Raw genomic sequence first — 26218 nt, 5'->3', positions numbered from 1 at the left:
ATGCCGGCCTGGAGGCCGGCGCACCGTACGGTCGGCGCACCGTAGTGAAGCCAGCGCGCGCGCTGGCGGGGTCAGTCGGTTTCGCCGAGGAGCTTCAGGTAGGCCTCGTAGGCAAATATGCGGTTGCGCGCACCGGCGCTGATCTGGCGTGTGATTCCCATCTCGGTCAACCGCTCGATCGCATTCGCGGCGGCGGGGAAGGAGATCCCCGCCTTCTGCCGGAGGACCGGGATCGAGACGACCGGCTGCGCCATCAGGGCCTGGTGCACGCGTGCGGCCGACCGCATGCGGCGGCCCACGTCGTCGATTCGTCGCCGATCCGCCGCGAAGAGCTCCGCCATCCGTCCGGCGAGCGCGACCGTGCCATCGGCCGCGGCGCGCACGCCCTCGAGGAAGTACTCGAGCCAGTCTTCCCAGTTGCCCGTTGCGGTCACCGTGTTCAGCAGGTCGTAGTACGCCATCCGATGGCGGTAGAGAAACGCGCTGATCGGCAGGACCGCCTCGCGCAGCAGGCCAAGGTCGCGCAGCATCAACGTGACGAGCAGGCGTCCCACCCGGCCGTTGCCGTCCAGGAACGGGTGGATCGACTCGAACTGCGCGTGCGCGAGGGCCGTCCGCGCGAGCAGCGGCAGGCGGTCGTCGGCGGCATGGACGAAGCGTTCGAGCGCCGCCATGCAGTTCTCTACTTCCGCCGGCGGCGGCGGCACGTAGCGCGCGCTCAGGGGATGCGGCCCGCCGATCCAGTTCTGCGCCCGCCGAAACGCGCCCGGCATCTTCCTCTGGCCGCGCGGGCTGTCGAGCAGCACCGCGTGCAGCTCGCGAAGCAGCCGGTTCGAGACCGCCCGGTCCTGCCGCAACTGGCCGAGGCCCTGCTCGATGGCGCGGACATGGTTCGCCACCTCGAGCACGTCATCGCCGGTCGTCGACGACGGGCCGTCCACCTCGACCCTCAGCAGGGCCTCCAGGGGGACGTCGATGCCCTCTATGCGCGACGAGCCGATCGCTTCCTGCCGGACGCAGGCGTAGCCGAGGGCAGCCGCGTCCGGGTGGGCGGCAGCGCCGAAGGCGTCGAGCCGGCCAAGCGCCGCCGCCGCGGCTTCCAGCGCCCGCGGAACCCCGCCGTCGATCGCCAGCGGGGGCGCGGGAGGCAGCGGATCGGGAACGAACGCCCGGACTTCCTCCCCTTCGACCTGCACGACGGCGTAGCCGCCGGTCGCATCACGTTGCATAGGAACGGACTCCTTATTAAAATACTTAAGCCAAGCCTATGGTATGGCTATCGAAAATCGCTCTGCATATTAAGGGCAAAACCGTCAGATTTTAACACATAGAATCTGGCGATCCCGGAGGGCAACGACGACATGACTATTCTCCGATGGGCCACGGTAGTGATGGCGCTGGTGCTGGCGACCGCGAGCGCGGCGTCGGCGCAGACGGAGTTCCACTACCAGTTCGGACGGCTGGTCAACCCGTTCGCATCGCCGGAGGGGACCATCGCGAGGACGCAGATCCTCACCCTGCAGCAGGCGTCCACCTGGAAGGGAGGCGACAGTTTCTTCTTCGCCGACATCATCGAGGACGCCGGCATCGACGGTTTCAACGAGACGGAGATCTACACGGAGTGGTACCCCACGCTGAGCTTCTCCAAGGTTTCGGGTTCCACCGTGGGCGCCGGCCCGCTCCGGGACGTTGCCTTGATCGGCGGCATCAACATCGACGCCGATGCGAACTTCCTCAAGTGGCTGCCGGGGGTCCGGCTTTCCTGGAATGTCCCCGGCTTCATCTTCCTGAACACCGACATCACGGCGTTCATCGATGGCAACTCGGGCATTGCGAGCGGTGGCGCGCCCAGAACGAACAACAGCTACATGTTCGACGTCAACTGGCTCTCCATCTTCACCATCGGCAATCAGTCGTTTAACTTCATGGGGCACGCGGAGTACATCGGCGCGACCACCATCACGGAGGACGTGCCCTTCAACCGCAACCAGAACGGCTGGCTCCTGGCCCAGCCGCAGTTCGTCTGGGACCTGGGGAACGCCATCGGCGGCGAGCCCGCCGCAAACCAGATCTTCATCGGCGTCGAGTATCAGTACTGGCGGAACAAGCTGGGTGCGGCGGCGGACGAAAACACCGTGCAGTTCCTCGCGGTATGGCGGATGTAGCGCCAGCCCCGGCGGGTTCGGCCGCGAGCAGGACGGCGTCGCAGCCAGGCGCGATCCAATATAGTTAGTTGAATGCCTGTCGCAGGGGCGACTTGATGAGTGACGTGGCGGTAGGTACGGCGACGGCGCCGATTACGGCGGAAACGAGTTCTCCGCGCCTGAGGCTTGCCGTGCGCGGCTTCCTCGCGGCGGCGCTCCTGCTCGCGATCACGATTACCGCCACGTCGACGACCCAGCTCTACAACACGGCTGTCGCCCTCCGGGCGGAGGCGGAAGCGAACGCGGTCAATCTGTCGGAGCTGCTGGCGGCGAGCTTTGCCGAGATCGGCGAGATCTCCCTCGCCAACGTGGCCCGCACGCTCGATGCGACGCTGGACGGCCAGATGACGGCCCAGGCGCGCCTTGCCGCGAACATGGTGGCGGCCGCCGAGGCGGCCGGGATGTCGCCGCCGGAAGTCATTGGATTGCTCGACAGCATCGTCGGCACGACGGTGCTCGACGAGTTCTGGATCACCGACGAATCGGCTTACTCCTACCTGACCAACGTGCGCGACGAGGAAGGCGGGCTCGTCCCGTTCGCCTTCGACCCCGACCCGACCGTGCAGCCGCAGGCGTCGAAGTTCTACGTCCTGCTCGCTTCGCCGCTCGACGGCACCGACGTCATCACCCAGCCCGCTCAGGTGCGCGAGATCGATCAGCAGGTCTTCAAGTACGTCGGGGTAGGTGGCGTCGACAAGCCGCGGATCGTGCAGGTCGGCAACGCGCTCAACTTCGGCGAGCAGGAGATTCTCACCAACGTCTACGCCTCGCAGCGCGCCGACGTTTCCGCGGTCATTGAGGGAATCCTGGGCCAGCAGATGGTCGCCCAGGCCACCATCCTCGACCGTTTCACGTATGCCGCCGGGCTGGCGGGGTGGGACCGCGGCGACGTGGAGGAGCGGTTGCGGCGTATCGTCGACACGACCGTCATCGGCGAGATCCGCGTGACCGACGCCGGGGGCGCCATCCGGTACTCGAGCCTGCCCGCCGCGCTGGCCGAGGGTCCGCTGCCGCACGACTCGGAGCTGGCGTCCTTGCGTGACGGCACGGAACGGGTCGTCGAGCATCCGGCGGCGCCGCGAGCCGCCGACGACGCCATATTCAAGTACGTCACCCTCGCCGGGCGCGACACGCCGCAGTTCGTGCAGGTCGGCATCCCCATCGAAGGAAGCGCCGGCAACCTTCTCTATTCGGTCTACCAGAGCGAGGCGGACGTGCTGGTTCGCTCGCGCAACCTGGAGGCGCTCTGGGTAGTCAACCTCGACCGCGATATCGCGGCCGCCGCGCCGCGTCCGGGAATGCCGACCGACGGGGAAATCACCGACGCGCGCGCCGTCTACAGCCGGAACGCGGAAGCGGTCGTGGCGCGGGCGATGGACGAAGGCCGCGTGGTGAGCGAGGCGAGCCTGTCGCTGCTGGCGCCGGCCGAGCGCGGCCTGTGGGTCGCCTCGCCGATCATCAACGCGGGAGGGATCCCGATCGGCGCCCTCGCGGTCGCCGTCAATCTGGACGAGATCGTGGAAACCGTGTTCGCCGAGGTGGTGAGCACGACGTTGATAGCCCTCGTACTGCTGGGTGGCGCCGGCGCGGGAGCGCTCTGGGGAACGCGCTGGCTTACCCGTCCGATCGAAGTGATTGCGGACGCGGCGCGCGACGTGGAATCGGGACGGGAGCCCGACCCGGCCGCGATGAGCCAGGTGGTCCAACGGCAGGACGAGCTGGGGAGTCTTGCGCGTGTTTTCAACGACATGACGGTGCAGGTCTTCATGCGTGAGGAGCAGCTCGAGACGCTCGTCTCCGAGCGGACGCAGGAACTGCAGACGAGCAACCAGCAGTTGCAGCTCGCCCAGGACGCGATGGAGCAGGACCTCGAGATGGCGAAGGTCGTGCAGCACGCGCTCGTGCGGGAAGGCAACGTCGAGTTGAGCGACTTCTTCGCCTGCGCGCGCATGACGCCGGCCCAGGCGGTAGGAGGCGATCTCGTCGACATGGTCGAGCTGTCCGACAACCGCTTCTGTCTGATCCTCGGCGACGTTTCGGGCAAGGGGGTGGCGGCGTCCCTCTTCATGGCGGCGGCCCATTCCGCCCTCAGGACGGCGTCCTCCATGCACACGGACATCGGGGCGGTCGTCGTTGAAGCGAACGATCGGCTGTGCGCCCAGAATCCGATGGGCTTCTTCGTGACCGGCGTTGTCGCCCTCGTCGATCTGCAGGCCCACACGGTCGACTACGTCTGCGCCGGCCACGACTCGCCGGTGGTCGTCGGCGCGGACGGCGAATGCCGGATGGTCGAGGCGACCGGCGGTCTCGCGATGGGCGTGATGGACGGCATGGACTACGACAGCCGCCGCATCGCCCTGCAGCCGGGCGAGACGCTCTTCCTCTTCACCGACGGCCTGACCGACGCGGTGAATCTCGAGGGCGAACTCTACGGCAAGGAGCGTCTCGACCAGACGTTCATCGAAGCGGCCGCCCTTGCCCCCGAAGCGCTGATCGACCACGTCTGGCGGCGCATAGCGGATTTCTCGGCTGGCGCGCCCGTCGTCGACGACATGACCTGCCTCGTAATCAAGCGCCGGTAAGTCGTGCTAGGATTTGCGGATGCCTGACGACGCGCTTCAGGTTTCGATAATGCCTCGCGTGACCGAGTTACAGGCACTGTCACGCCGGGTGGAGGAGTACGGCGACGCCCGCGGGCTGCCGGAGCCGACCGTGTTCGTCATCAATCTGGCTCTGGACGAGTTGATAACCAATTCCGTGATGCACGGGTTCACTGGCGTTGGGGATCCCCACATCGACATCGGTCTGTTGGTGGAAGGCAACAGCCTGAAGCTGACGGTCAAGGACAACGGAGCACCGTTCGATCCGACGGCCGACACCGACCCGGATTTGGATTCCTCGCTCGAGGATCGCCGGATCGGTGGACTGGGGCTGCACCTGGTGAAGAGCTTCGCCAACCGGATCCACTACGAATACGTGGATGGCCAGAACTGCCTGACACTCGAACATGACTTGCAGCGGGCGTCGGAATAGCCAGGAAACCGACCGCGCCGTTGCCGAACGGGTTCCGAGGATGGATTGATGAACATTGAAGTGGCAGAGGAACGGGATGGTTCGGCGCTGGTACTCCTGCCGGTCGGACGTTTGGACAGTGCAAACGCCCGCTCGTTCGAGTCGATCGTGATGGAACGCATCAGCGGGGGTGAACAGGCGCTTATCGTCGACTTCAGCCGTCTGACGTTCATCAGCAGCTCCGGAATGCGCGTACTGCTGATCGCCGCCAAGAAGCTGCAGGCGAGCAGCGGCAAGCTGGTCCTGTGCGAGATGAAGGATCACATCGAAGAGGTGTTCCGGATCAGCGGTTTCGACCAGATCATCCCGATCAAGGGATCGCGCTCGGAAGCGAGCGACACCGTCTGATCGTCCGGTTCAGCGAACCGGCCAGTTCAACGAACCGGCCGGTTCATCGAACCGGAGCCCCGTCGGCGTCGTACCCAACGTAGGCGGCCATCACGAGGCCGTGCAACGTCAGGAACCGCGCCTGGAGCGTGCGCAGGCAGGCTTCCCGCGCGTCCAGGCTGGATCCGGCCGGCCAGTCGTTCCGGAGGGCCGTGCCCATCTGCGAGGCGAGGCGCCGTGCGTCGGCCATGGGCCCCGGACCGATCGGCAGGGCCTGCAGCTCGGCGACCGTCATCGCGAACGAGTGGCAGAGCGACCGGGGCAGCCGCGGGTCGTTCACCAGCAGGTCGATGACCCGCGCCGGCCGAACCTCCACGCCGTGGCGCCGCCGATAGGCGTCGACGGCCTGACAGACGCGCAGCAGGCTCGACCACGAGTCGTCGGCCCGCACGCTCTCGCCGGCCTGCCGGCGCCAGATCGCCAGGTGGGCAAGCACCAGGGCGAGCATCAGCATCGCCCGTTCCGTGTAGCGGCCCAGCTCGAGGAAGCGCCAACCTTCGTCGCGGTACATCGTCGTGGCGGCGACGCCGCCGAGCGTGTCGATGTCGCGCGACACTTCCGTGTAGAACGTCTCGGGCGCGGTCTTCCAGATCTCCTCGATGCGCCGCGACTTGAAGCGGAGCCACGCCAGATTGAACGTGGTCCAGAACTCGGCGCTGATGCAGTGGCGCATCTGCCGCGCGTTTTCGCGCGCCATCGAGAAGCCGTTCCGGACGGAATCGGGATTCGTCCGTTCGAACGTCAGGTGGTCCGCAAGCGTGTAGGCGTCGGCCAGGGTGAGGTCGTCATCGGCGCCGCCGAGAGCCACGTTCGCGCCGGGCGGCAGGCGGCCGAGGGACGCGTAGATCCGCCGCCACCCGAAGTGGATTTCACGCACCGGACGGTCGACCAGAGTTTCCACCTGCACCCGCAGCAGGCGGCAGAGATGGTCGGTTCGCTCCAGGTAGCGGCCGGTCCAGTAGAGCCCTTCGGCGCTGCGTGACAGCATCAGGCGGGTCTCACTGCGCGGCGCTGACGTCGCCGTCGATCACCCAGACATCCTTGCCGCCGCCGCCCTGACTGGAGTTGACGACGATCCCGCCGCGCCGGAGCGCCACCCGGCAGAAAGCGCCGGGGACGATCCGGGTCGTTCGCCCCCGCAGTACGAATGGCCGCAGGTCGACGTGGCGGGGCTCGATCTGCTCGTCTATCAGACAGGGGGCGCGGGAGAGCGAAAGGACCGGCTGCGCGATGAAGTCCGCGGGATTCGCGCGCATGCCCTTCGCATACTCGTTCCGCTCCGCCGGCGACGCGTGCGGGCCCACCAGCATCCCGTAGCCGCCCGACTCGCCCACCCGCTTGACGATGAGCCGATCGAGGTTGTCCAGCGCGTACTCGAGATCCTCCGGTCGGCGACAGAGCCTCGTCGGAACGTTGGCGAGGATCGGTTCCTCCGACAGGTAGTAGCGGATCATGTCGGGCACGTAGGCATACACGCTCTTGTCGTCGGCGACGCCGGTTCCCGGCGCGTTCGCCAGAGCGACGTTCCCCAGCCGGTAGGCCTGCAACAGGCCGGGCACGCCCAGCAGCGAATCGGGCCGGAAGACATCCGGATCGATGAAGTCGTCGTCCACCCGGCGGTAGATCACGTCGACGCGGCTCAACCCTTCCGTCGTCCGCCTGTAGACATGACCGTCGCGGACGAGCAGGTCCCGGCCTTCGACCAGTTCGGCCCCGATCTCGCGCGCCAGGAACAGATGCTCGTAGTACGCCGCGTTGTAGATGCCGGGCGTCAGCAGCGCGATGGACGGATCGGAACGGCCCTCCGGGGCCAGCTCAACCAGCGTGTCCCGCAGCAGTTGGCCGTAGTTCTCGACCTCCCGGACGTTGCAGCGGCGGTACAGGCGGCGCAGGTTCGACTTGACCGCCTTCCGGTTCGCGATCATGTAGGACACGCCGGACGGCACACGCAGGTTGTCTTCCAGCACCACGAATCCGTCATTGGTCCGGACGATGTCGGTGCCGCAGACCGCGACCCACGTGTCGCAGGGCGGTGTCGCGCCGCGCATTTCCGGCCGGTACTGCGGGCAGTCGTCGACGATGTCGGCCGGTACCGCGCCGTCCGCGATGATGCGCCGGTCTCCATACACGTCGGCCAGAAACCGGTTCAGGGCCAGGATGCGCTGCGTGAGGCCGATTTCGATCTCCTGCCATTCGGCCGCCGACAGGATGCGCGGCAGGCAGTCGACGGGGATGATCCGCTCTTCCGCCTCCGTGTCGCCGTAGACGGTGAACGTAATCCCTTCCTGGAGGAACGAGCGCGTCACGCGCTCCTGCACGTCGGTCAACTCCTGGGTCGACAGGCGGGCAATCGCGTCGTGCAGGGAGTGGTGGTGCGGACGCGGCGCACCGCCCGGCTCGAACATCTCGTCGTAGATGTCGTCGTCGAGGTCGTACGCGTCGAAGTCCATCAAGACCCCAGCCGACGATATCACGCGGCCGGACGGTTCAGCGCGAGCACCACGCCGAACAGGGCGACGCCGGCCAGATCGAACACCGGCACCGCAACGCCCGCCAGGGTCGCCGCCGGCCCGGGCGCCAGCAGCAGGGCCGCCGCGACGAACACCGCCAGGCGGAGCGCGAGGCCGAGCGGCGCGCGCAGTTGTCCGGCGATGCCGGCCGCGAAGCAGCCGACGCCGAGGGTGGCGATGGCGACCGGAAGCAGCATTTCCAGCCAGCCCGCCGCCTCGCCGGAGGTGGTCAGCATGAGCAGCTCCGGCCGGTAGATGAACATGTAGGGAAGCGTGAAGCCGACCAGCGCGAACCGGAATGCCGCGAACGCGGTTGGCATGATGCGCGTATTGGCGATCGACGACGCGGCGTACGCCGCCAGCGCCACGGGCGGGGTCACCATCGACATCATCCCGAAGTAGAAGATGAACAGGTGGGCGGCGAGCGGGATGACGCCGAGGTCGCCCAGCACCGGACCGATCAGCGTCGCCATCAGCAGGTAGCAGACCGCCGACGGCAGCCCCATGCCGAGAATGATCGACGAGACCATGATCAGCACCAGGGCCAGGAACAGGCTCTGTTCCGCCAGCGGAATGATGGTCGCGGGGAGGCGGGTGCCGACGCCGGTCAGGGTGACGATGCCGATGATGATGCCGACGCAGGCGGCCGCCGCCACGAGGGGCACGACGCCCCGCGCCGCGTTCGCGAGGCTCGTCAGGGTGCCGCGCCAGTCGAGTCGGGTTTCGCGGCTCAGGCTGCTGACGACGACGATCGCGGCCAGGGAGAGCGTCACGGCCCGGAACGCCGTGTAGCCGAGTAACAGGAACACGATGAGGCTGGCGAGGGCGGAGCCGAACACGATGCCGGCCGCCCGCGAGATGTCCGCTTCGCTCTCTTCGCCGCTGCCACCGCCGCCAGCGGTGTCGCCGCCGCCACCGCCGCCAGCGCCGACGCCCGCCGCGTCGGCCCGCGCCCCGGCGGTCGCACCGGCCATCCGTTTCGCGTGGAAGTGCACGATGAGCAGCAGCGACAGGTAGTACAGGAGGGCCGGTATGAGCGCCGCCCGAATGACCTCCAGGTAGGTCACCGGCGGTTCGACGATCTCCAGCATCATGTAGGCGCCGGCTCCCATCACGGGCGGCATCAGCGCCCCGCCGGAGCTGGCCGCGGCCTGCACGCCGGCCGCCGTTACGGGCCGGAAGCCGGCGCTTCGCATCATCGGGATGGTGAACGTCCCGGTGGTTGCGGTGTTCGCGACGGCGCTGCCCGAGAGCGAGCCCATCAGGCCGCTGCTCAGGACCGCCACCTTCGCCGGGCCGCCCGAGCTTCGGCCGAAGACCCGCTCCGCGAAGTCGACAATGAACCGTGTGGCGCCGGTCGCCTCGAGGAATGCGCCGAAGATGACGAAGAGAAACACGTACGTGAACATCACGCCCAGCGCCACCCCGAAGACGCCCTGGCTGTGCAGGAACGTCTGCGCGACGATGCGCTCCACGGAGTAGCCGCGGTGGGGGAACAGCCAGTCGGGGAACGCCGAGCCGAACAGGGCGTAGAGAATGAACGCCCCGGCCAGAAGCGGCAGGGCCAGGCCGAGAGCCCGGCGGGCCGCTTCGATCACCAGCAGCAGGCCGACCAGGCCTATCGCGGTGTCCAGGGTGGTCTCGAAGCCGGCCCGGTTGCCCAGCGCCTGTCCGTCGATCCACCAGGCCTCGAACAGAAGATCGGTCTGGACGACGATGTAGCCGCAGCAGCCGACGGCGAGCGCCGCAAGGACGATGTCACTGGCCCGGGCCGCCGGATGCTGCTTCAGGGTCGAGTGAATCGGGACCTGCAGAAAGCAGAGGGCCAGTCCCGCCAGCGCGAAGAGCGCCAGCCGGCTCTGCGGGGCCAGCAGCGGGTAGTTGACCTCGACCAGCGTGAAGACGCACAGGAACACTCCCAGTGCGCCGCTCGCCAGCAGGCGATAGTCGCGGGGAGTGTGCGGCTGAGCCACGGCGCGGCCTACTGCGGCCAGATTCCGGCTTCCTGGTAGAAGCGAATGGCGCCGGGATGGAACTCCGTCCCGGTGTCACGCACCACGTTGGCGGGGTTGATGGCGCGGCCCGCCGCGTGCTTCTCGACGACCAGCTCCCGGTTCTCGTAGAGCAGCCTCGTGACGTTGTACACGAGGTCGTCCGAAGCCTCGGCCGACGTGATGAGGTGCATGGAGCCGACGTCGAGACCGTCGAACGCCTCGGTCTGGCCGCGGTAGGTCTCCGGCGGGATGGTGGCCGGGCGGAAGAAGAGGTAGTCGTCGACCAGGCGCTGCTTCTCGTCGTCCCCGAACGGGATGAAGGTGATCTCCATCGACGCGGCGGCCTGCGTGATCGACGCGGTCGGCACCGCTCCCCCCAGGAAGGTCGCGTCGGCGGAGCCGTCGGTCAGCATGTCGACGGCGGCCTGCTGCGTCGCGTTGAGCGGCGAGAAGTCGTCGTAGGTGACGCCGTGGGCCTCGAGCAGCGGTCCCACGAAGTACTCGAACCCGGCCCCGGCCGGGCCCACGGTGACGCGCCGGTCGCGCAGATCGTCGATGGTGGAAATGCCGGAATCCGCCTGCGTCACGAACAGCGCGACGTTCGGTGCGAGGGTCATTACCGACCGGGCCGAATACGCGCGGTCCCAGCCCTCGCTGCCGCGCACGGCGAAGTAGGTGATCGCCGCGTTCGACAACGCGAAGTCGAGCTCGCCGCTGGCCAGCCGCCGGATGTTCTCCTGCGATCCGCTGGTCGCCTCGGCGGTCACGTTGTAGCCGAGCGACGCGCCCGTCTCGTTCACCACCTCCGCCAGGGCGCTGCCGACCACGAAGAAGGCGCCGCCAGCCGGGGCGGACCCCAGGCTGAGGAACTGGCGGGACGGCGCGGACGAATCGCCGGCGTCACCGTCGCCACCGCCGCCGCCGCACGCGGCGAGCGGAACCAGCAGGGCAAGCAACGCGCCCAGGATCCGGGCGGAAAGGTGAATTCGGGCAAAAGGGAATGATCGGCGCACGGACACCAGCCTCCTGAAAACTATCGTGGATCGGCTCATGCTACTACGTCTGCCCCCTACTCCGGGCCGAAGACCGAGAGCAGATGGCCATCCGGATCGCGGAAATTCGCCGCCCACTCCGTGCCGGTCACGTTGACGGGCTCCCGCATGAACTCCACCCCGTTCGCCCGGAGCGCGTCGTAGGCCTGCCGGACGTGATCGACGGCGAGAACGACCTCGGTGGGACCTGGATGTTCGGAGAGCGTCGCGTGCGGCTCGCTCAGGCACAGCGTTACCGCGCCGGTGTCGAGAAAGAGGAAGCCGGGCGCCTCGCGCTGCACGGCCAGGCCCAGCGCGCCGCAATAGAACGCGCGGGACGCTTCCAGGTCGGTGACGCCCAGCATGACGTGGGCGAGTCCGTTGATGCTCATTGCTTGACCTCACTCCGTTCGACAACAAAACGCCGCGCCTTCATGTCGAAACGCGGAAGCGATCCGGCGTGCACGGCGGTAACCGGAATCGCCAGACCCGTCGCTTCGCGCAGTCGCGAGGCGGCCGCCGCGATCGCGCTGCCCTTGTCGGCGCCGGGCGCCACCTCCACCTCCAGCGCGATCTTGTGGCGTGCCCGCCACGGCCGGACCGTGCAGCGGTACTCCACAACGTCGTCAATCGCCCGCACCACCGTCTCGATGGCGGAGGGATAGACATTGACGCCGCGGACACTCACCATGTCGTCGGTCCGCGCGGCGATGCCGCCCTCGAGCCGCGCGAAGGTCCGGCCGCAAACGCAGGGCGTCGAGGTACGGATCGCCAGGTCGCGCGTCCGGTACCGGATGACCGGGCTCGCCGTGCGCCCGAGGTTAGTCAGCACCAGTTCGCCCTGTTTCCCGTCCGGGACCGGGCGGCCGCTCTCCGGGTGGATCACTTCGGCGATGAACTCCCGTTCGTTGATGTGCAGCGAGCCCGGCGACTCGCGGCACTCGAAGCTGACCGGCCCCACCTCCGTCATGCCGTGGTGATCGATCACGCGCGCTTCCCAGCCGCGTTCAATCCGTTGCCGCGTCGCCGGGATGCTGCCGCCCGGCTCGCCGGCGACGATGATCAGGCGGATCGGGTTCTCCGCGAGCGACGGCCCGTCGTCCGTCTCCAGGCTGACGTCGAGCAACCGCAACGCGTAGGTCGGCGTGCAGCAGACGACGGTCGGCGCCAGCGCCCGGATCAAGCCGATCCGCTGTTTGCTCGTCATGCCGCCGGCCGGAATCGCGTGGGCGCCGATCTGGACGGCGGCGTCGAAGCCGGTCCAGAAGCCGAGGAACGGGCCGAACGAAAAGGGGAAGAGAATGCGATCCCGGCTGGTCACGCCCGCCGCGCGGTAGACCGCCTTCCAGCAGTCGAGCATCCACTGCCAGCTTTCCGGGGTGTCGAGCCAGCGCAACGGCTCGCCCGTGGTCGACGACGTCTGGTTGTAGCGCGCGTAGCGCTCCAGGGGCTCGGTCAACGCCGTGCCCCACGGCGGGTTCGACGCCTGATCGGCGACCAGTTCTTCCTTCGTGGTGAACGGGAGCGCGGTGAGGCCGCCGTCGCCCAGCACCGTATCGACGTTGATGCCGGCTCCGGTGAACTTCCTGTCGTAGAACGCGTTTCGTCCACGAATCGCCCGAAGCAGGGCCTGCAGCCGTGCTTCCTGCGCGGCGGCGATGGCCTCGCGCGAACGGCACTCGTCCCGTGTTGCGCTGGCGCCAGGCTCGACGTCGGAAGGTGCGGCGTTCCTTGCTTCCGTCACCCTTCCACCCCGGAGTCCGCCACCGCGAACCGCTCGGCGATTTCGGCCGGAATGGGGGTCGATCGGAGCGGCCGGCCCGGTTCCCTGGCGACGCACGCGATCGTGAGCGACCCGGTCGCCAGGCTCTCTCCGCCCTTCGTGATCTCGGCGGCGTAGCGTATGGAGCGCGCGCCCAGCTCCACGATCCGGATGTGAACGTCGAACTCGTCCTCGAAGCGGAGCGGACGCCGGAAATCGAACGTGGCGGCTACCCGCGGGAAGCCCACCGCGGCGTCCGGCGCCGCGATGCTCAGGCCCGCGGCGCGCCAGAGGGCGTGCTCCGCCTCTTCCATGTAGTGGAAGAAGCAGGAGAAATGGACGATGCCGGCGGCGTCGGTCTCGTGCCATTGCACGCGCCGCCGGAGACGATGCTCGCTCGTCGTGTTGGTTCTCGGCCCTGTCAAGGTGCCGATTGTAGCCCCCGCGACGTTCGGGCGGAAAACTCCTGCAGCGCGTTGAACAGCGGCTCGAGGTCGGCGAAGACGTTGCCGACGAGGGCGTCGACGAGGCGGGGATGCAGTTCCGGATGGACGCGGATGAAGTCCCGGAAGCTGAACGCCTGGTTGTAGAAGGACAGCACCAGTTGCCGGAATTGATCCAGCGCCCACCGCATGTCGCGCTCGTAGCCGGCGAACGTCTCGGCGGTCACGCCGGCCGGCGAGTCGAGGCCAGCGTGGATCGCATCGGCCGCCATCTCGCCGCTCTTCAGGGCGAGGAAGACGCCGGTGGAGAAGACCGGGTCGAGAAAGGAGAACGCATCGCCCGCCAGGCAGAAGCCGTCGCCGCCGATGCGGTCGGCGCGATAGCTGAATTCGCCGGTGACCCGGACCGGCTCCACCCGCGTGCCCGGCTGCAGGTGGTCGTCGATCCAGCGGCAGGCCGCCGCCTCGCGCTCGAAGATCGTCTCCGGGTCGCGCGTCTCGCGGTACAGGTAGTCGGCTTCCGCGACGACGCCGACGCTGACGACGTCGTCCGGCAGCGGGATGTACCAGAACCACCCCTTCTCCGGGATGTAGGCAACCGTGGTGGCGCCTTCGTCGAGGCCCGGGTCGCGCCTGGCGCCGCGGTAGTAGCTGAAGATCGCGATCTTCGCGAGATCCGGATCGCGCCGCTTCCAGCCGAGCTTGGAGGCGACGAACGTGTCGCGCCCCGAGGCGTCGATCACGGCGCCGGCGTGGATCTTCTCGTGCGCGCCGTCCGCGGACACCGTCCGGACGCCGCTGGCGCGCGAGCCGTCCATCAACAGCTCGCGCACCGTCGCGCCCTGGCGGACGTCGACTCCCGTCGCGCGTGCGTTGTCGAGCAGCATGCGGTCGAAATCGCTCCGGAGCACCTGCCACGTCGTCGCGCAGGGGTGCTTGATGGTCTCGAAGAAGTAGAACGGCTGGGATACCTGACCGCTCGTCGAGACGAACTGCACGCTGTACTTCTTCGGGCACGCGGCCTGCTCGAACCAGTCGAGAACGCCGAGCCGTTCGAAGGTGAACCACGTGTACGGCATGAGGGACTCGCCGATGTGGTAGCGCGGGAAGGTCTCGCGCTCGACGAGCGTCACGCGCCGGCCGTGCTGCGCGAGCACGGTGGCGGCAGTCGCGCCGGCCGGGCCGCCGCCGATGACGACGACGTCGGTATCGTGCGTGCCGGCCATCAGCGGATCACCTGTGGCAGGACTTCGACGATGTCGCCTACCTTGCGGCCCTCGCGGACGATCTCGGTCCGCCGGCCGTACAACCGGCTCGGCTGCCGCATCCAGAAGACGCCCATCATCTCGGGGTTCGGCGTAATCGCCAGGAACGCCTTCGGCACGCTCCGGTAGTCGACGTGCCCGTCCCGGAGGATCCGGCCGAGAGGAATCTCGTTCTGGAGGATCTTCTCGCGCATGGGCGCGCTGAAGGCGTCGAGGTCTATCCGGATGGCTCCCATCTCCACCGGTCGCCCCGCCTCCTCGTGAACCAGCAGGACGCGGCGGAAATACGAACCGCCCCGCGTGAAGACGCCGAGCGGACGCAGGACGATCCGCCCGCCGAAGTGGCGCTCCAGGGTCTCCGTCATGTCGTTTTCGTGGACCAGCAGCGACCGGTACGGCAGCGGGATCTCGTCCGGCGCAGCCGCGCACGCGCCCGGCGGATCGATGCCGGCGCGCTTGTAGACGGCATCAAGCGGATAGAGGAGTCGGAGCGGCGCCATCGGAGGGGTCGGGACGATCAGGTGTACCGGATGTCGGTGTGCGCCGGCAGGAAGAAGCGGGGGAGCAGGCTGTCGACGCGCAGCAGGCCGTCGCGCGACAGCCGGACCCGTTCGGCCGACGATTCCGTGAGATAGCCGTCCGACTCGAGCGACGCGAGCGGCGCGGTGAAACGGTCGTGGATGTCCACCCCGTACTTCTCGTGGAAGTAGCCGGGGCGGATCGACCCCAGCTTCAGTTGCAGCACCAGCTCGCGGATCAGCCGCTCCTCGTCGGTCGGCCGGTAGGCCCGGTTGAGGGGGAGCCGTCCCTCGTTGATGGCGGCGACGTACGGCCCCCAACTGTCGAGATTCTGCATGTGAACGCCGTTCACGTGCCCGAACGACGCGACGCCCAGGCCCGCCAGGTCGGCGCCCTGCCACAGCCGGTCGCGGTAGACGAACGTAGTGCGGCCCGGGTCCTTGACCGCGGTATAGGCGCTGCCCACCGTGTAGCCGGCCCGTTCCAGCGCGGCGAACGCCTCGTCGACCCAGCGCCGCTTCGTCGCCCAGTCGGCCACGGTCTCCGAGAACTGGCCGCCGCCGTGCAGCCGGTCGCTGCTGATCGTGGTGTTGAAGGGCAGCTCCATCTGGTAGATGGTGACGCTGTCGGGATCGAGCGCCACCGTCCGCTCCACCGCGTCCCGCCACTTGGCGTCGGTATCGCCGAGCATGCCGGCGATCAGGTCGATGTTGATCTGCGGGAACCCGATAGACCGGGCGAAGTCGTAGGCGCGGAAGATCTCCGGTGAACGGTGCGCGCGGCCATTCAGCTCGAGGATCGCGTCGTCGAAGTGCTCGACTCCCAGGCTGAGGCGGGTCACGCCGAGATCGCGGATCGCGGAGAGCTTCGGTTCGGTCAGGGTTCCCGGTTCGCACTCGAACGTGATCTCGTTCGCGTCCGACCAGGGGGTGACGGCGGACAGGCGCTCGACGAGGCCGGTCAACTGCCGGACGGAAAGAAACGACGGGGTCCCGCCCCCGAAGTAGACGAAGTCGAGCGGGCGCCCGGCGATCGCGGGCTGCTCCGCATAGAGTTCCCACTCGCGTCCCAGGACGTCGAGGTACGCCTGCACTTCGCCGGCGTTCTTGTTCGTATAGACCCGGAAGTAGCAGAAGTGGCAGCGTTTCCGGCAGAACGGGATGTGGAGGTACAGCCCCAGCGGCACGTCCGCGGACGGTGAGGCAAGCGCCGGCAGCGCCGCGTCCGCCACCGCGCCGTCCGTCCAGACGGAGAATGGCGGGTAGTTGGCGACGAAGTAGCTGCCAACCTCCGTCTCGGTTGCCGTGCTCATCAACTCTTCACTATATGTCAGCGGTCGGCCGCATCATCCGAAGCAGTAACCGCATCACCCGAAGCAGTAGAGGACGCCGTCCTGGGATCCGATCACCACCTTGCCCTCGGCGATGGCGGGTGAGGCGGAGAGCGGGGCGCCGGTGTCGAACTCCCAGAGTTTCTCGCCGGTGGCGAGATCGAGGACGTAGAAACGGCCGTCGCCCGAGCCGATATAGACGCGGTCGCCGGCGGCGGCGGGAGACGAGTCGACCCGCGCGCGGGTCATGAACGTCCAGCGCGCTTCGCCCGTCGCGTCGTCGATCGCATGCACCATGCGGTCGCGGCCGCCGATAACGACGGTTCCGTCGACGTTGAGGGCCGACGAGTAGAACGGAAAATGGCGTTCCGGATGTTCGTAGCGCCAGAGGATCTCGTGCGTCGACAGATCGAGGCTGATCACCTCGTTGTCGAACGTTCCGAAGTAGGCGCGCCCGTCCCGGACCGCGGACGATGCGGCGGTGTAGGCGCCGGCGGGAAGGCTGACCACCTTCTCGCCGTCCGACACCCGGACCCCATGGAACACCTCGTCGCAGCCGCCGAAGTAGGCGACGCCGTCGATCACGGCGGGCGTCGCATGGACGTAGTTCTGCGTTTCCACCTGCCAGGCGAGTTCGCCGGTTGCCGCGTCGAGGCCGTAGAGGTAGCCGTCGTACGAACCGATCAGCACGCGGTCGCCGACGAGGACCGGCGACGACTTGATCTCGCCCTGCGTCGCGTAGGTCCACAGCGCCTCGCCGGTGGCCGCGTCGACTGCGTGCAGCAAGCCGGCCAGGTCGCCGATGAAGACGCGCCCGTTTCCCACCGCGGGCGAGGACTCGCCGATCCCCATCCGCTCGCTCGCCTTGTAGCGCCAGCGAACGTCGCCGGTGTCCAGGTCCAGCGCGATCAGCTCGCCGGTGTATGCGCCGACGTAGACCGTGCCGTCGGCGATGGCGGCGGACGAATCGATCGATTCCCCTGCTTCGAAGGTCCAGAGCAGCTCCAGGTCGTCGGGCACCGTCGCGGCCGACACGCCGGTGAGGCTCGGGCCGCCGCGGAACTGCCCCCAGGTATCGGCGGGGGACACCGTCTGCGCGACCATCGGCCCGCCGCCGACGCCGACGGCGATGGCGATGGTGGCGCAAAGCACGACGATCAGCGAGCGAGTCAGTACGCGCATCGGTACACCTCCAGCGCTTCGCGCGCGCCGAACGGCCTCGGGTTGAACGTTCCCGTCCACTGCTGGCCCGCCGCCTCCGCCAGAGCCGCCAGGTCCGCTTCCGTCACGCCGGCCGTCCGCAGGTCGGGCGGGAAACCTCCCGTCCTTCCTATTTCGACGAGTCGGGTGGCCAGGTAGTTGCCGGCCCCGTTGCCGCCGGCGGACGCGTCGCAGAGCCCGCCGTACAGGTCGCCGTTCGCCTGCGCGTTCCACCGCACGACGTGAGGCAGCAGGATGGCGAGCGCGACGCCATGCGTGAGGCCGTAGCGCGCCGTCAGGGGGTTCGCGCAGGCATGCGCCGCCCCGAGCATCGACTGCTCGATGGCCACGCCGGCGTAGAACGCGCCGAGCTGCATCGCGCTCCGCGCCCCGAGATCGTCGGGAGAGGTCAGCACCCGCTCGTAGTTCCCCTCCAGCAGCCGGAACGCCTCGCGCGAGAAGAGCTCGGAGACCGCGGTCCGGCGCGTGGTCACGGCGGTCTCGGTGGCGTGCGCGATCGCGTCGAATCCCGCCGCCGCCGTCACCGGGGCCGGCTGCGACAGGGTCAGCTCCGGATCCAGGATCGCCGCCGTGAAGAACAGCTTCGGATCGCCGCACGCCATCTTCATGTGGGTGTCCGCGTCGGCGATTACCGCGTAGCTCTGCGCCTCCGACCCGGTGCCCGCGGTGGTCGGCACGGCAATCATCGGCAGCAGGGGGCGGCTCGCCTTGCCGTAGCCCTTGTAGTCGACCATCGCGCCGCCGTTCGTCAGCAGCAGGTTGATCCCCTTCGCGCAGTCGAGCGAGCTGCCGCCGCCGAGGCCGATGACCGAGTCCGGGCCCAGCTCCCGGGCGAAGCGCACGCCGCGCGCCACCATGTCGGTGTCGGGATTTACATCGAAGTCATCAAACACCGTCACGTCGATGTCCGCCGCGCGCAGCAGCGCCATCGCCCGGTCGACGTGGCCCGCTTCCTCCAGTCCGTGGTCCGACACCAGCAGCGGCCGCGCAAACCCCAGCTCGCGCGCCACTTCGCCCAGGCGGGCGATCGACCCCGCGCCGAAGAACAGGCGGGTCGGCAACCGGAACTCGAAGGGTGTCATCGTCAACGCCGGCCGCCGTCAAGCGGCCAACACGTGATCATAGCGTGAGGCGGCGTCTCGGCCTCGCTGGCGCCAAGTCCTGAGCAACTCGTCAATGCCGAACACCCACAACTGGCCGACTGCACCAGCTTGTGCTCCTATCGCGTTGCCTTGAGCGCCGCCGCGATCGTCGCCAGTGGCAGGATGAGCTTCAGCGGGTGGTCCAGCAGACGCAACGCGCCAAACCGCTCGTACCACTGCGCCGCCCGGTCATCCTTCGCGTCAATCGCCAGCGCGACGCCCCCGACGGCCTCGGCCACCGCGATCGCGCGTTCGCCGGCGGCAACGAGCAGCTCGCCGCCAAGTCCCTGCCCGTGCCTGTCCAGCGACACGGCCAGCCTGCCGAGCCGGAACACCGGCACCTCATAGCGGCCAAGCCCCTTCTTGGCGTGGTCTGGCACCTTGCCGAAGTCGATGGCTCCCGGGGCAATTGTGTAGTAGCCGATGACCGTATGGGGCGACTCGGGCGGGACGGCTACGAACGTCTTGGCGCCGCCGCGCTCGTGATTTTGCCGGGCATACCGCCGGAGGTACTCGTTCAACTCGGGGACGCCACAGTCGAACTGGGCCCGATCGTGGCGGCGGGACAGCGCTTCCTCGCGCCAACCCACGCCGCGCGGTGTCACTCCCGATTCCGCCGCACCCGCCTGGCCGCGGCGCGCAACGCCGCCGTGGGCTCCGCCGGATGCTCCAGCAGCTCCAGAACGCGGGCGCTGTCACGGGCGCTCAGACGCAGACGCTCATGGCGCGCGACGACGTCCTCAGCGACCGGCAGCGCCGTCCGCATGACGAATGTGGTCAGGTCGAGGCGCTCGTAGGTGGCGGCCGCCGCGAGAATTCGCTTCTCTTCGCGGGTTGCGCGAAGCTCGATGCGGTCGTCTCGGGTCGTCGGAGATGTCGGCACGAACGGCTCCTCGACGACTAGTGTAGCGTACGGATCGTGTACGGACAGCATTCAATTTCGGCACGATCCGCTCTACTGACTGGTGCGCTGCCATTTGTCGACAGGACAAAGAAACTGCTTGACAACTTTCTTCCAGTCCCCCTCCGGAACTTCCCAACCCGCCGGAAAACCCGTCGTTCCAGCAGCCTGACAGCGCCGTAGAGCGACACCGCCGCGAATCGCGACGACAGGTTCATGTAAACCTCGGCGTGGCCGCCACAGTCCAACCTAAACGGTCTAAATACAGTGGCTTAGACTGGAAGTATGAACACTTCCACGACTTCCGAGATCCATCAGTTTCCGTCCCCCGACGAACTTCGTCGGAACCGCGAGGAGCGCGACCGCCTCGAAAACGAGATCGCAGAGCTCTCCGCCCGCATCGACGCCGCTGTCTACGAACTGCTGGTCCGCATCCGCCGCTTCGACGAGCTGGGCGGCTGGTCGGGCGCCACGTCCTACCCCCAGTGGCTGAGCTGGCGGGCCAACCTGGCCCCCGGCACCGCGCGGGAGTACGTGCGGGTGGCGCATGCCCTGGCCGACCTGCCGAAGACCTCCGACGCGCTGCGGCGGGGCCAGATCTCTTACTCGAAGGTGCGCGCCATCACCCGGGTCGCGACGGCGGCGACCGAGGACCGCCTGCTGCATCTCGCCCGCCAGGCGACGGCGGCCGACCTCGAGCGTATCGTCCGGGCGTGGCGGCTGTGCGACCGCCAGCACGAGGGGCGGGAGGACGCGAAGCGGCGGCGGAACCAGGGTCTCAGCATCTATCCCGATGTCGACGGCATGTTCGTCGTCCGGGGTCTGCTGACGCCGGAGGTCGGCGCGGTGGTGCGCCGGGCCATTGAGGCGGCATCGGAACAGCTCTACCAGGAAGCGAAGGACGCGGAGCCGAAGAACGTCGAGGCGGAATCGCCGGCCTGCCGGCGGGCAGACGCTCTGGGGTTGGTTGCCGAGAGCGCGCTGGCCGCAAAGCTCGACGCGGGGACGGCGGGCGACCGCTACCAGGTGGTCGTGCACGTCGACCCGGAAACCCTGAAGGACGACGTTTCCGCGGAAACGCAGACGGAGGTGGGTGGACGTGACGGAAGCGCCTGCTCGGGTGCTTCGCCCGGCGCCGGACAGGCTGCCCTGGAGGAAGCGGGCGGCATCCGCGTTTCCGCGGAAACGTCGCGGCGGATTGCCTGCGATGCCGGCAAGGTGGTCATGCGGCACGACGCCGAGGGCAACGTCCTGGACGTCGGCCGCAAGACCCGGACGATTCCCCCCGCACTGCGCCGTGCCTTGGCGTCACGCGACCAGCGCTGCCGATTCCCCGGCTGCGAGGCGCGACGGTGCGATGCTCATCACGTAGAGCACTGGGCGGACGGGGGCGCGACGAAGCTGGACAACCTCGTGCTGCTCTGTAGGCGGCATCATCGCGCCGTGCACGAGGAGGGCTTCGGCCTCACGCTCGATGCGGAGGGTCAGCCGCAGTTCACGCAGCCGGGAGGCGCGCCTCTGCCCGCGGTGCCCACCGCTCCTCCTTGGACTGGCGTTCCGCTGGCGCCGACGGACGCGAAGCTCGCGGAGAACGGCATCGAGATCGACTCCAATACGTCGATCCCCAACTGGGACGGCGAGCGGCTTGATCTGCCGTACGTCATTGGGGTCGCCTGGCGGCCGGGAGGGGATGGTGAAGGCGAGTCGGCAACCACACCGCCGTGACGACTCGAAGGCCGGGTACGCGACCGTGATTGTTGCTGGGGGCGGTCAGGCCTCGGGGCTTGGCGAGACCTCACTGCAGCCTCCGGATTCCGTCCGCACATGGTGGGCGGCGGAGGCGAGCGCGGCGAGCGTGAACACGCGAGGGTAGAGCGCCTCGCTGTACCAGAGGCGGGCAAAGTAGAGGCCGATGGGGGTCGCGGGGACCCGCTGCCCGTGGTCGGTGGCGTCGATCAGCCAGCGGACGCCCATCTCGATCGATGTGTCGACGGCGGAGAGGCTGGTGCTGTCGAGGGAGCCGGTGCGGCCGGATGAACTGGAGCGGGCGCGTTGGCGCCACGTGGCGAGCGCGCCGAGGGCGACGGCGGTTTCCTCGATGGAGGGTGAAACGCCCGGGGCTCCGCCCCACCCGCCGTCGGGACTCCGGGCCGCGGCCAGCCACGAGGCGGCGCGTAACTCGGTGGCATGAGGAGCTGTGTCGTCATCCAGGGAGGCGAGCCCTTCCAGAACACGGGCGGTGCCGTAGACGGGATTGGCGTCGTCTGGCGCCTGCTGGTTGCCGAACCAGAGGGGGATCCACGAGCCGTCCGGTTGCTGGGACTGCTCCAGGTAGTGAACGGCACGGAGGGTGGCACGTTCCACGCGTTCGGCGAGTGCGCCGGGAAGCGCCGGCCGCCAGGTGTTCCAGGCGCGGATGGTGTGGGCGGTGAGGTCGGGGCTGCTCCGGTCGAACGGCAGCGCGCCCCAGCCCCGGCAGAAGGTGGGGATGCCGCCGTCGCGGTTCTGCAGGTCGAGCAGCCACCCGATCCCTGCGCAGGCGGCATCGAGGGTTGGGGCTTCAAGCGACGGGACAGGGTTTGCGCCCGACAGTGTGTGCAGGGCGAGCAGGGCGCCCGGCGTGTCGTCGGCGTCCGGAACCCCGCCGGGGAGATCGGTCCATGCCCAGCCTCCGGGGGCGGCGTCGGTGTAGACGTGGACCTCGCGGTGCTGTTGATCGAGTAGCCAACGGATAAGGAGCTGGCGCTCTTCGTCGGGAAGCCGCTCCTGCCAGCCGGGGCGGCGCGACATCGCGTTGATGCCGAGCGTGGTGACCCAGGTGGCGAGGTTCGTGTCGATGGGCCAGCTCCCGTCGGCTCGGGCGGAGCGTTCGAGGAAGTCGATGCCGTGGGCGACGACCGGATGCGAGGTTTCTCCCGCCGCCACCAGGCTCATGACGACGAAGCTGGTGAGCGGTGTCGCTTCGAGAAAGCCGCCGGTGCTCGGCTGCAGCGTCGTGAGTTGGCGCAGGGTCCGGGGGGTGACGGCGCCGCGCAGGAGGCGGGTGACTGGGTTGCGCGTCGGCCGTTGCCTGTGCCGCGCCAGGCCGATCGCGATGAGGGCCGGCAGCGCGTAGCTGACGACCGGCAGGCGCAGCCAGCGATACCACGCGGGCGGAACGGCGGCGAGCTCGAACGGCAGTTGCGGCACGTGCTGCCAGCCGTCTCGACCTGCGTCGTCGTCCAGAAGGCCCGCCAGGGCCAGCACCGTGAGAATCGGGACCGAGAAGGTGCGGTCCTTGCCGTAGCGGAGGCGGATGGTTCGGGCCAGCGCGGGCGGTTCCAGGCTGCCGGCGGCCCGCGTCATCCAGGCCCGGACCCGCTCCAGCGCCGCGTCGACGCCCGGACGTCCGGCGCCGGCGATCGTCACCGCCGCCCAGCAGAGCGCGGTAGTGCTGACATTGGCGGGACTGTCGGTCGTATCGCCCCAGCCTCCGTCGTCAAGCTGCGTCCGGATCAGCCAGTCGACGCCGGCGGTGGCGAGGGGACCCGGCGGTGCCTGCCCGCCGGTGCCGGGATCTGAAGCCGAGTGCCTGCCAGCGTTGGAACCGGGTGCCGCCCCCTCTCCGGTGCGGGGACCTGGCGCCGTGAGCCCGGCAGCTTGGGAATCTGGCGCCGCCAGCCGGTCGGCGCGGGCATGGAGCGTGAGTGCGATGACGGCCGTCGCGGTGGAGAGGGCGGATGATGACAGCTCGCCTTCCCAGTGCCCGGCGCCGTTGCGGCTGGCCAGCAGGGTGTCGGTCATCCGGTCGAGCGTCTCTTCGAGCGCGCCGGCGAGCTGGTCGTCGAACGCCATTCAGAAACTCAGGTGCCCGAGGGCGAGGAGCGCGTAGTACGTGTATTCGCAGTCCTGCACGTCGTCGTCCCAGGTGCCGTAGAAGCCGCCGGAGTTGCTCCAGAGGCTGTCGATGAAGTCGAGGCACGGTTCCCGGATGGGCTCCAGGTTCACGTGGGCGCCGGCCAGGGCGTGGATGGCGGTCGCGGTCGACAGCAGGTCGGGGGCCGGGACCACCGGTCCTACGCGGAAGCCGCCCTCGGCGGCATGCTGCGCGAGCAGCCACTCCGCCGCTTCGGGCGCCGCCGGGTGCGACAGGCGCCGCAACAGGGTGAGCGCCGCGGCGGTCGGGGGCGTCAGGCCCACCGGGATGGAAGGGTCGTTCGCGTAGCCGCCGTCCTCCACGCGCAGACCCTCCAGGCAGGCGACAACGCCCCCGGGATCCGGAACCGCATCGCCCAGGTCCTCGTAGGCGCCGACGGCGAGGAAGCAGCCGTAGGCCGAGCCGTGTTCCGCGTCCGGCGTCTGGCTATAGCCGCCGTCCGGCGTCCGGTGCGCCTCGATCCGCGCGCGCAGCGCGTCGGCCGGCGCCTCGTCCGCCGCGCCGATGTCGGCCCAGCAACGGGCGAGGCAGGCGGCATGCACGAAGTCCAGCGCCGCGGGGTCGTCGTGTCTCGCCAGGAACGGCCGCACTTGGTCCGACGGCGGCTCGCGCTGCAGGGCGATCAGTCCCTCGAGGCCGAAGACGGTGTAGTAGAGGTCGCTCGCGCCGTCGCGATCCTGAAAGCCGCCGTCGGGATTCAGCCGGGAGGAGAAGAAGTTCGCGGTCAGGTCGGCCGCATCACCGAGAAGCTTCGGCGACACTCTGGCCACCTGCAGCATTTCGAGCCTCAAACTCACTGCACCAGCCTTGAATCTCGACGCTGAAGATCTTGCCGATCACCCGGCGCAGCAACCCCTTGAGGCTCGGGTTGGTGAGGCCGGGCAGCGAGCGGATCGCCTCTTCCTTGTAGCCTTCCATCATCCGCCGGCTCCGCTCGACCGAATCGAACTGGTCGAGCAGGGCGCGCAGGCGTTCCGGCGAGGCGCTGCCGTTCACCCGCTCGCGGCGCCAGGCCCGCGCGAGGATCGGCCGCAGCTCCGGCTCCGTCTTCGCCTGCTCGTAACCCACCGCGAGCGGCAGCGACGGACGGAGCGCCGCGATGTCGTCCGGCGCGTCGGCGGAAGGCGCGAAGTCGTCCAGATCGTCGCGGATCTGGTAGGCGATGCCGAGCGCGTCGCTGTACTTGCGCAGGGTCTCGAACACCTCCGGCTCGGCCCGCGCCGCCGCCGCCCCCAGCTCGAGCGCAACCCCGAAGGCCGGGGCGGTCTTCTGCCGGAAGATCTCCAGCACCTTCCGCGAGCCGAGCGGCTTCGGGCTGCGCGCCCACAACAGCTCCTCGCCCTGGCCGAGGCAGAGGGTGCGGTGGCCGCGGGCCGCGATCGCCGTCATGGCGGCGCGCACGTCCGGCGGGAAGCCGCATTCCGCGAGCAGTCGGTAGCCCTCGCCGATGAGGAGGTCGCCCACGTTGATGGCGGCCGGCACGCCGTGCGTCGCATGCAGCGTCGGTTCGCCGTAACGGAGCGTGTCGCCGTCCTCGATGTCGTCGTGGATCAGCGACGCCTTGTGGAAGCACTCGACCGCCACCGCGACCTGGCGGAGCGCGTCCGGCACCGGCGCGTGCGGATCGTCCTGTAGCGCCTGGTGGACGCAAACCGTCAGGAACGGCCGCCACCGCTTGCCGGCGCGGGTCAGTTCGGCGCGGGCGAGGGTCTCGGTCTCGCTGGCGGCCGGACCGCCGAACAGCGTATCGAGCGTCGCCGGCTCGAACCAGCTCTCCACGTCCTTGCGCAGCGCGTCGAGATCGAGGCGCCGCGTCCGGTCGTCGCTGGTCGTATGGATGAAGTCCCAGACCCACTCGACGTCGACCGCCGTGTCCTTGCAGTCGTCCTGCAGCAACGGGATCGCGACGCCCGGAATCGCCGCCGACTCCATGTAGGGGAACGCCCGCTCCAGGACCGAGATGCAGCTTACGCCGACGATCGCCTCGATCTTGCCGGTCTGGATCAACGCCATGACGAGGGCCGATCCCTCCGCTACCAGCACGGCATAGCCGAGGCGCTCGGCTTCTTCCTGGAGATCCTGGATGGAGCAGAGGCCGCACTGCTTGCAGAGCAGGCCGAACTCGTCGAACGGGGCCGGGCACCGGTCCTCGACCCGCAGGCACTTGGGCATCAGCAGCAGCCGCCGGTCGTAGGGAACCGCCGAAAGCTGCTCGCGCCACACCTCGTTGCTGAGGACGATGCCGACGTAATCGACGTACTTCGAGTCGATCCCGTGCCGCGCGACGAGCGCTTCGGCCCGCTGGCGCAACTCGTCGAGCACGAGCGGCGGCGTCAACTCGTTCTCGGCTTCCGCGACGTAGGCCTTCACCTGCCGGAGGATCAGCTCGCGCTCGCCGCGCGTCTGCGGGATGTTCTCCTGCGGCGGACGGTTGGGCATCTCCGGCACCGCGCGCGGCAGCGAGACGAGCGGCAGCGGAACGGTCGGTGTGGCGGTTTCCATCGGGTCTGCGGGAGGCGCG

At 68.8% G+C, this 26218-nt stretch carries 23 protein-coding genes; 5 read left to right on the top strand and 18 right to left on the bottom strand.

The features are described 5' to 3' along the window. Nucleotides 1-71 precede the first annotated feature (71 nt). On the bottom strand, nucleotides 72-1229 hold the full coding sequence (locus tag F4Y45_05705) for a Fic family protein (GenBank protein MXY24002.1): 1158 nt from the start codon (nucleotides 1227-1229) through the stop codon (nucleotides 72-74). 162 nt (nucleotides 1230-1391) lie between these two features. Between F4Y45_05705 and F4Y45_05700 the strand changes: the two genes are divergently transcribed. From F4Y45_05700 to F4Y45_05685, 4 genes are all read left to right on the top strand, one after another. Continuing rightward, nucleotides 1392-2165, top strand: coding sequence for a nucleoside-binding protein (locus F4Y45_05700; GenBank protein MXY24001.1), 774 nt, complete (start codon nucleotides 1392-1394; stop codon nucleotides 2163-2165). Nucleotides 2166-2260: 95 nt separating this feature from the next. After that, nucleotides 2261-4786: a SpoIIE family protein phosphatase gene (locus F4Y45_05695; protein MXY24000.1), complete on the top strand. Its 2526-nt coding sequence runs from the start codon at nucleotides 2261-2263 to the stop codon at nucleotides 4784-4786. Nucleotides 4787-4805: 19 nt separating this feature from the next. Then, on the top strand, nucleotides 4806-5237 hold the full coding sequence (locus tag F4Y45_05690) for an ATP-binding protein (GenBank protein MXY23999.1): 432 nt from the start codon (nucleotides 4806-4808) through the stop codon (nucleotides 5235-5237). 48 nt (nucleotides 5238-5285) lie between these two features. After that, a complete protein-coding gene (locus F4Y45_05685) occupies nucleotides 5286-5624 on the top strand; it encodes an STAS domain-containing protein (GenBank protein MXY23998.1) in 339 nt (112 codons plus the stop codon). 43 nt (nucleotides 5625-5667) lie between these two features. Here the strand turns inward: F4Y45_05685 and F4Y45_05680 are convergent, their stop codons facing one another. From F4Y45_05680 to F4Y45_05615, 14 genes are all read right to left on the bottom strand, one after another. Continuing rightward, complete coding sequence (locus F4Y45_05680; protein MXY23997.1) at nucleotides 5668-6651, bottom strand: alpha-E domain-containing protein; 984 nt, start codon at nucleotides 6649-6651, stop codon at nucleotides 5668-5670. A gap of 10 nt (nucleotides 6652-6661) precedes the next feature. Continuing rightward, nucleotides 6662-8113, bottom strand: a complete 1452-nt coding sequence (locus F4Y45_05675) for a circularly permuted type 2 ATP-grasp protein (protein ID MXY23996.1) — start codon at nucleotides 8111-8113, stop codon at nucleotides 6662-6664. Nucleotides 8114-8133: 20 nt separating this feature from the next. Beyond that, a complete protein-coding gene (locus tag F4Y45_05670) occupies nucleotides 8134-10167 on the bottom strand; it encodes a TRAP transporter fused permease subunit (GenBank protein ID MXY23995.1) in 2034 nt (677 codons plus the stop codon). Beyond that, nucleotides 10155-11219 (bottom strand): TAXI family TRAP transporter solute-binding subunit, encoded by a 1065-nt coding sequence (locus F4Y45_05665; GenBank protein ID MXY23994.1) that lies wholly within the window; start codon nucleotides 11217-11219, stop codon nucleotides 10155-10157. Before F4Y45_05665 ends, F4Y45_05670 begins: the two co-directional genes overlap by 13 nt. Before the next feature lie 17 nt (nucleotides 11220-11236). Continuing rightward, nucleotides 11237-11590: a VOC family protein gene (locus F4Y45_05660; protein MXY23993.1), complete on the bottom strand. Its 354-nt coding sequence runs from the start codon at nucleotides 11588-11590 to the stop codon at nucleotides 11237-11239. After that, a complete protein-coding gene (locus F4Y45_05655; GenBank protein MXY23992.1) occupies nucleotides 11587-12942 on the bottom strand; it encodes a phenylacetate--CoA ligase in 1356 nt (451 codons plus the stop codon). Before F4Y45_05655 ends, F4Y45_05660 begins: the two co-directional genes overlap by 4 nt. After that, entirely contained in the window at nucleotides 12939-13589 is a 651-nt protein-coding gene (locus F4Y45_05650) for an acyl-CoA thioesterase (protein MXY23991.1), read from the bottom strand. The genes F4Y45_05655 and F4Y45_05650 overlap by 4 nt, the downstream gene beginning before the upstream one ends. Then, complete coding sequence (locus F4Y45_05645) at nucleotides 13382-14629, bottom strand: NAD(P)/FAD-dependent oxidoreductase (protein ID MXY23990.1); 1248 nt, start codon at nucleotides 14627-14629, stop codon at nucleotides 13382-13384. Before F4Y45_05645 ends, F4Y45_05650 begins: the two co-directional genes overlap by 208 nt. Beyond that, nucleotides 14629-15168 (bottom strand): hypothetical protein, encoded by a 540-nt coding sequence (locus F4Y45_05640; protein MXY23989.1) that lies wholly within the window; start codon nucleotides 15166-15168, stop codon nucleotides 14629-14631. Before F4Y45_05640 ends, F4Y45_05645 begins: the two co-directional genes overlap by 1 nt. A gap of 17 nt (nucleotides 15169-15185) precedes the next feature. Beyond that, nucleotides 15186-16499, bottom strand: coding sequence for a coproporphyrinogen III oxidase family protein (locus F4Y45_05635; protein MXY23988.1), 1314 nt, complete (start codon nucleotides 16497-16499; stop codon nucleotides 15186-15188). Between the two features lie 54 nt (nucleotides 16500-16553). After that, nucleotides 16554-17699 carry a PQQ-binding-like beta-propeller repeat protein gene (locus tag F4Y45_05630; protein MXY23987.1) on the bottom strand — a complete coding sequence of 382 codons (1146 nt, stop codon included), beginning with the start codon at nucleotides 17697-17699 and terminating at the stop codon, nucleotides 16554-16556. Next, the gene (locus F4Y45_05625) at nucleotides 17687-18820 is read right to left on the bottom strand and encodes an iron-containing alcohol dehydrogenase (protein MXY23986.1); all 1134 of its coding nucleotides are present in this window, start codon (nucleotides 18818-18820) and stop codon (nucleotides 17687-17689) included. The genes F4Y45_05630 and F4Y45_05625 overlap by 13 nt, the downstream gene beginning before the upstream one ends. Before the next feature lie 137 nt (nucleotides 18821-18957). Further along, nucleotides 18958-19470 (bottom strand): GNAT family N-acetyltransferase, encoded by a 513-nt coding sequence (locus F4Y45_05620; GenBank protein MXY23985.1) that lies wholly within the window; start codon nucleotides 19468-19470, stop codon nucleotides 18958-18960. Nucleotides 19471-19481: 11 nt separating this feature from the next. Next, on the bottom strand, nucleotides 19482-19814 hold the full coding sequence (locus F4Y45_05615; protein MXY23984.1) for a DUF1778 domain-containing protein: 333 nt from the start codon (nucleotides 19812-19814) through the stop codon (nucleotides 19482-19484). Between the two features lie 252 nt (nucleotides 19815-20066). Between F4Y45_05615 and F4Y45_05610 the strand changes: the two genes are divergently transcribed. Next, entirely contained in the window at nucleotides 20067-21506 is a 1440-nt protein-coding gene (locus F4Y45_05610) for a DUF222 domain-containing protein (protein ID MXY23983.1), read from the top strand. A gap of 45 nt (nucleotides 21507-21551) precedes the next feature. Here F4Y45_05610 and F4Y45_05605 read toward each other — a convergent pair whose 3' ends face one another. The 3 genes from F4Y45_05605 to F4Y45_05595 are packed head-to-tail and all read right to left on the bottom strand — an operon-like array spanning nucleotide 21552 to nucleotide 26199. Beyond that, nucleotides 21552-23615 carry a squalene--hopene cyclase gene (locus tag F4Y45_05605; protein MXY23982.1) on the bottom strand — a complete coding sequence of 688 codons (2064 nt, stop codon included), beginning with the start codon at nucleotides 23613-23615 and terminating at the stop codon, nucleotides 21552-21554. Further along, nucleotides 23616-24494, bottom strand: coding sequence for a hypothetical protein (locus F4Y45_05600; protein ID MXY23981.1), 879 nt, complete (start codon nucleotides 24492-24494; stop codon nucleotides 23616-23618). Beyond that, nucleotides 24436-26199: a DUF116 domain-containing protein gene (locus tag F4Y45_05595; GenBank protein ID MXY23980.1), complete on the bottom strand. Its 1764-nt coding sequence runs from the start codon at nucleotides 26197-26199 to the stop codon at nucleotides 24436-24438. The genes F4Y45_05600 and F4Y45_05595 overlap by 59 nt, the downstream gene beginning before the upstream one ends. Nucleotides 26200-26218 lie beyond the last annotated feature (19 nt).

It is taken from the genome of Acidobacteriota bacterium, assembly GCA_009838525.1.
GTDB lineage: Bacteria > Acidobacteriota > Vicinamibacteria > Vicinamibacterales > UBA8438 > VXRJ01.
This window is presented reverse-complemented; position numbering and strand designations above follow the sequence as displayed.

Excerpts from the sequence above, each read along its gene's own strand:
- F4Y45_05660 (MXY23993.1), bottom strand. The coding sequence starts at position 11,590 with ATGAGCATCAACGGACTCGCCCACGTCATGCTGGGCGTCACCGACCTG.
- F4Y45_05675 (MXY23996.1), bottom strand. The coding sequence starts at position 8,113 with ATGGACTTCGACGCGTACGACCTCGACGACGACATCTACGACGAGATG.
- F4Y45_05595 (MXY23980.1), bottom strand. The coding sequence starts at position 26,199 with ATGGAAACCGCCACACCGACCGTTCCGCTGCCGCTCGTCTCGCTGCCG.
- F4Y45_05685 (MXY23998.1), top strand. The coding sequence starts at position 5,286 with ATGAACATTGAAGTGGCAGAGGAACGGGATGGTTCGGCGCTGGTACTC.
- F4Y45_05680 (MXY23997.1), bottom strand. The coding sequence starts at position 6,651 with ATGCTGTCACGCAGCGCCGAAGGGCTCTACTGGACCGGCCGCTACCTG.
- F4Y45_05625 (MXY23986.1), bottom strand. The coding sequence starts at position 18,820 with ATGACACCCTTCGAGTTCCGGTTGCCGACCCGCCTGTTCTTCGGCGCG.
- F4Y45_05705 (MXY24002.1), bottom strand. The coding sequence starts at position 1,229 with ATGCAACGTGATGCGACCGGCGGCTACGCCGTCGTGCAGGTCGAAGGG.
- F4Y45_05615 (MXY23984.1), bottom strand. The coding sequence starts at position 19,814 with ATGCTGTCCGTACACGATCCGTACGCTACACTAGTCGTCGAGGAGCCG.
- F4Y45_05605 (MXY23982.1), bottom strand. The coding sequence starts at position 23,615 with ATGGCGTTCGACGACCAGCTCGCCGGCGCGCTCGAAGAGACGCTCGAC.
- F4Y45_05645 (MXY23990.1), bottom strand. The coding sequence starts at position 14,629 with ATGGCCGGCACGCACGATACCGACGTCGTCGTCATCGGCGGCGGCCCG.
- F4Y45_05635 (MXY23988.1), bottom strand. The coding sequence starts at position 16,499 with ATGAGCACGGCAACCGAGACGGAGGTTGGCAGCTACTTCGTCGCCAAC.
- F4Y45_05700 (MXY24001.1), top strand. The coding sequence starts at position 1,392 with ATGGCGCTGGTGCTGGCGACCGCGAGCGCGGCGTCGGCGCAGACGGAG.
- F4Y45_05610 (MXY23983.1), top strand. The coding sequence starts at position 20,067 with ATGAACACTTCCACGACTTCCGAGATCCATCAGTTTCCGTCCCCCGAC.
- F4Y45_05640 (MXY23989.1), bottom strand. The coding sequence starts at position 15,168 with ATGGCGCCGCTCCGACTCCTCTATCCGCTTGATGCCGTCTACAAGCGC.
- F4Y45_05690 (MXY23999.1), top strand. The coding sequence starts at position 4,806 with ATGCCTGACGACGCGCTTCAGGTTTCGATAATGCCTCGCGTGACCGAG.
- F4Y45_05695 (MXY24000.1), top strand. The coding sequence starts at position 2,261 with ATGAGTGACGTGGCGGTAGGTACGGCGACGGCGCCGATTACGGCGGAA.
- F4Y45_05665 (MXY23994.1), bottom strand. The coding sequence starts at position 11,219 with ATGAGCCGATCCACGATAGTTTTCAGGAGGCTGGTGTCCGTGCGCCGA.
- F4Y45_05630 (MXY23987.1), bottom strand. The coding sequence starts at position 17,699 with ATGCGCGTACTGACTCGCTCGCTGATCGTCGTGCTTTGCGCCACCATC.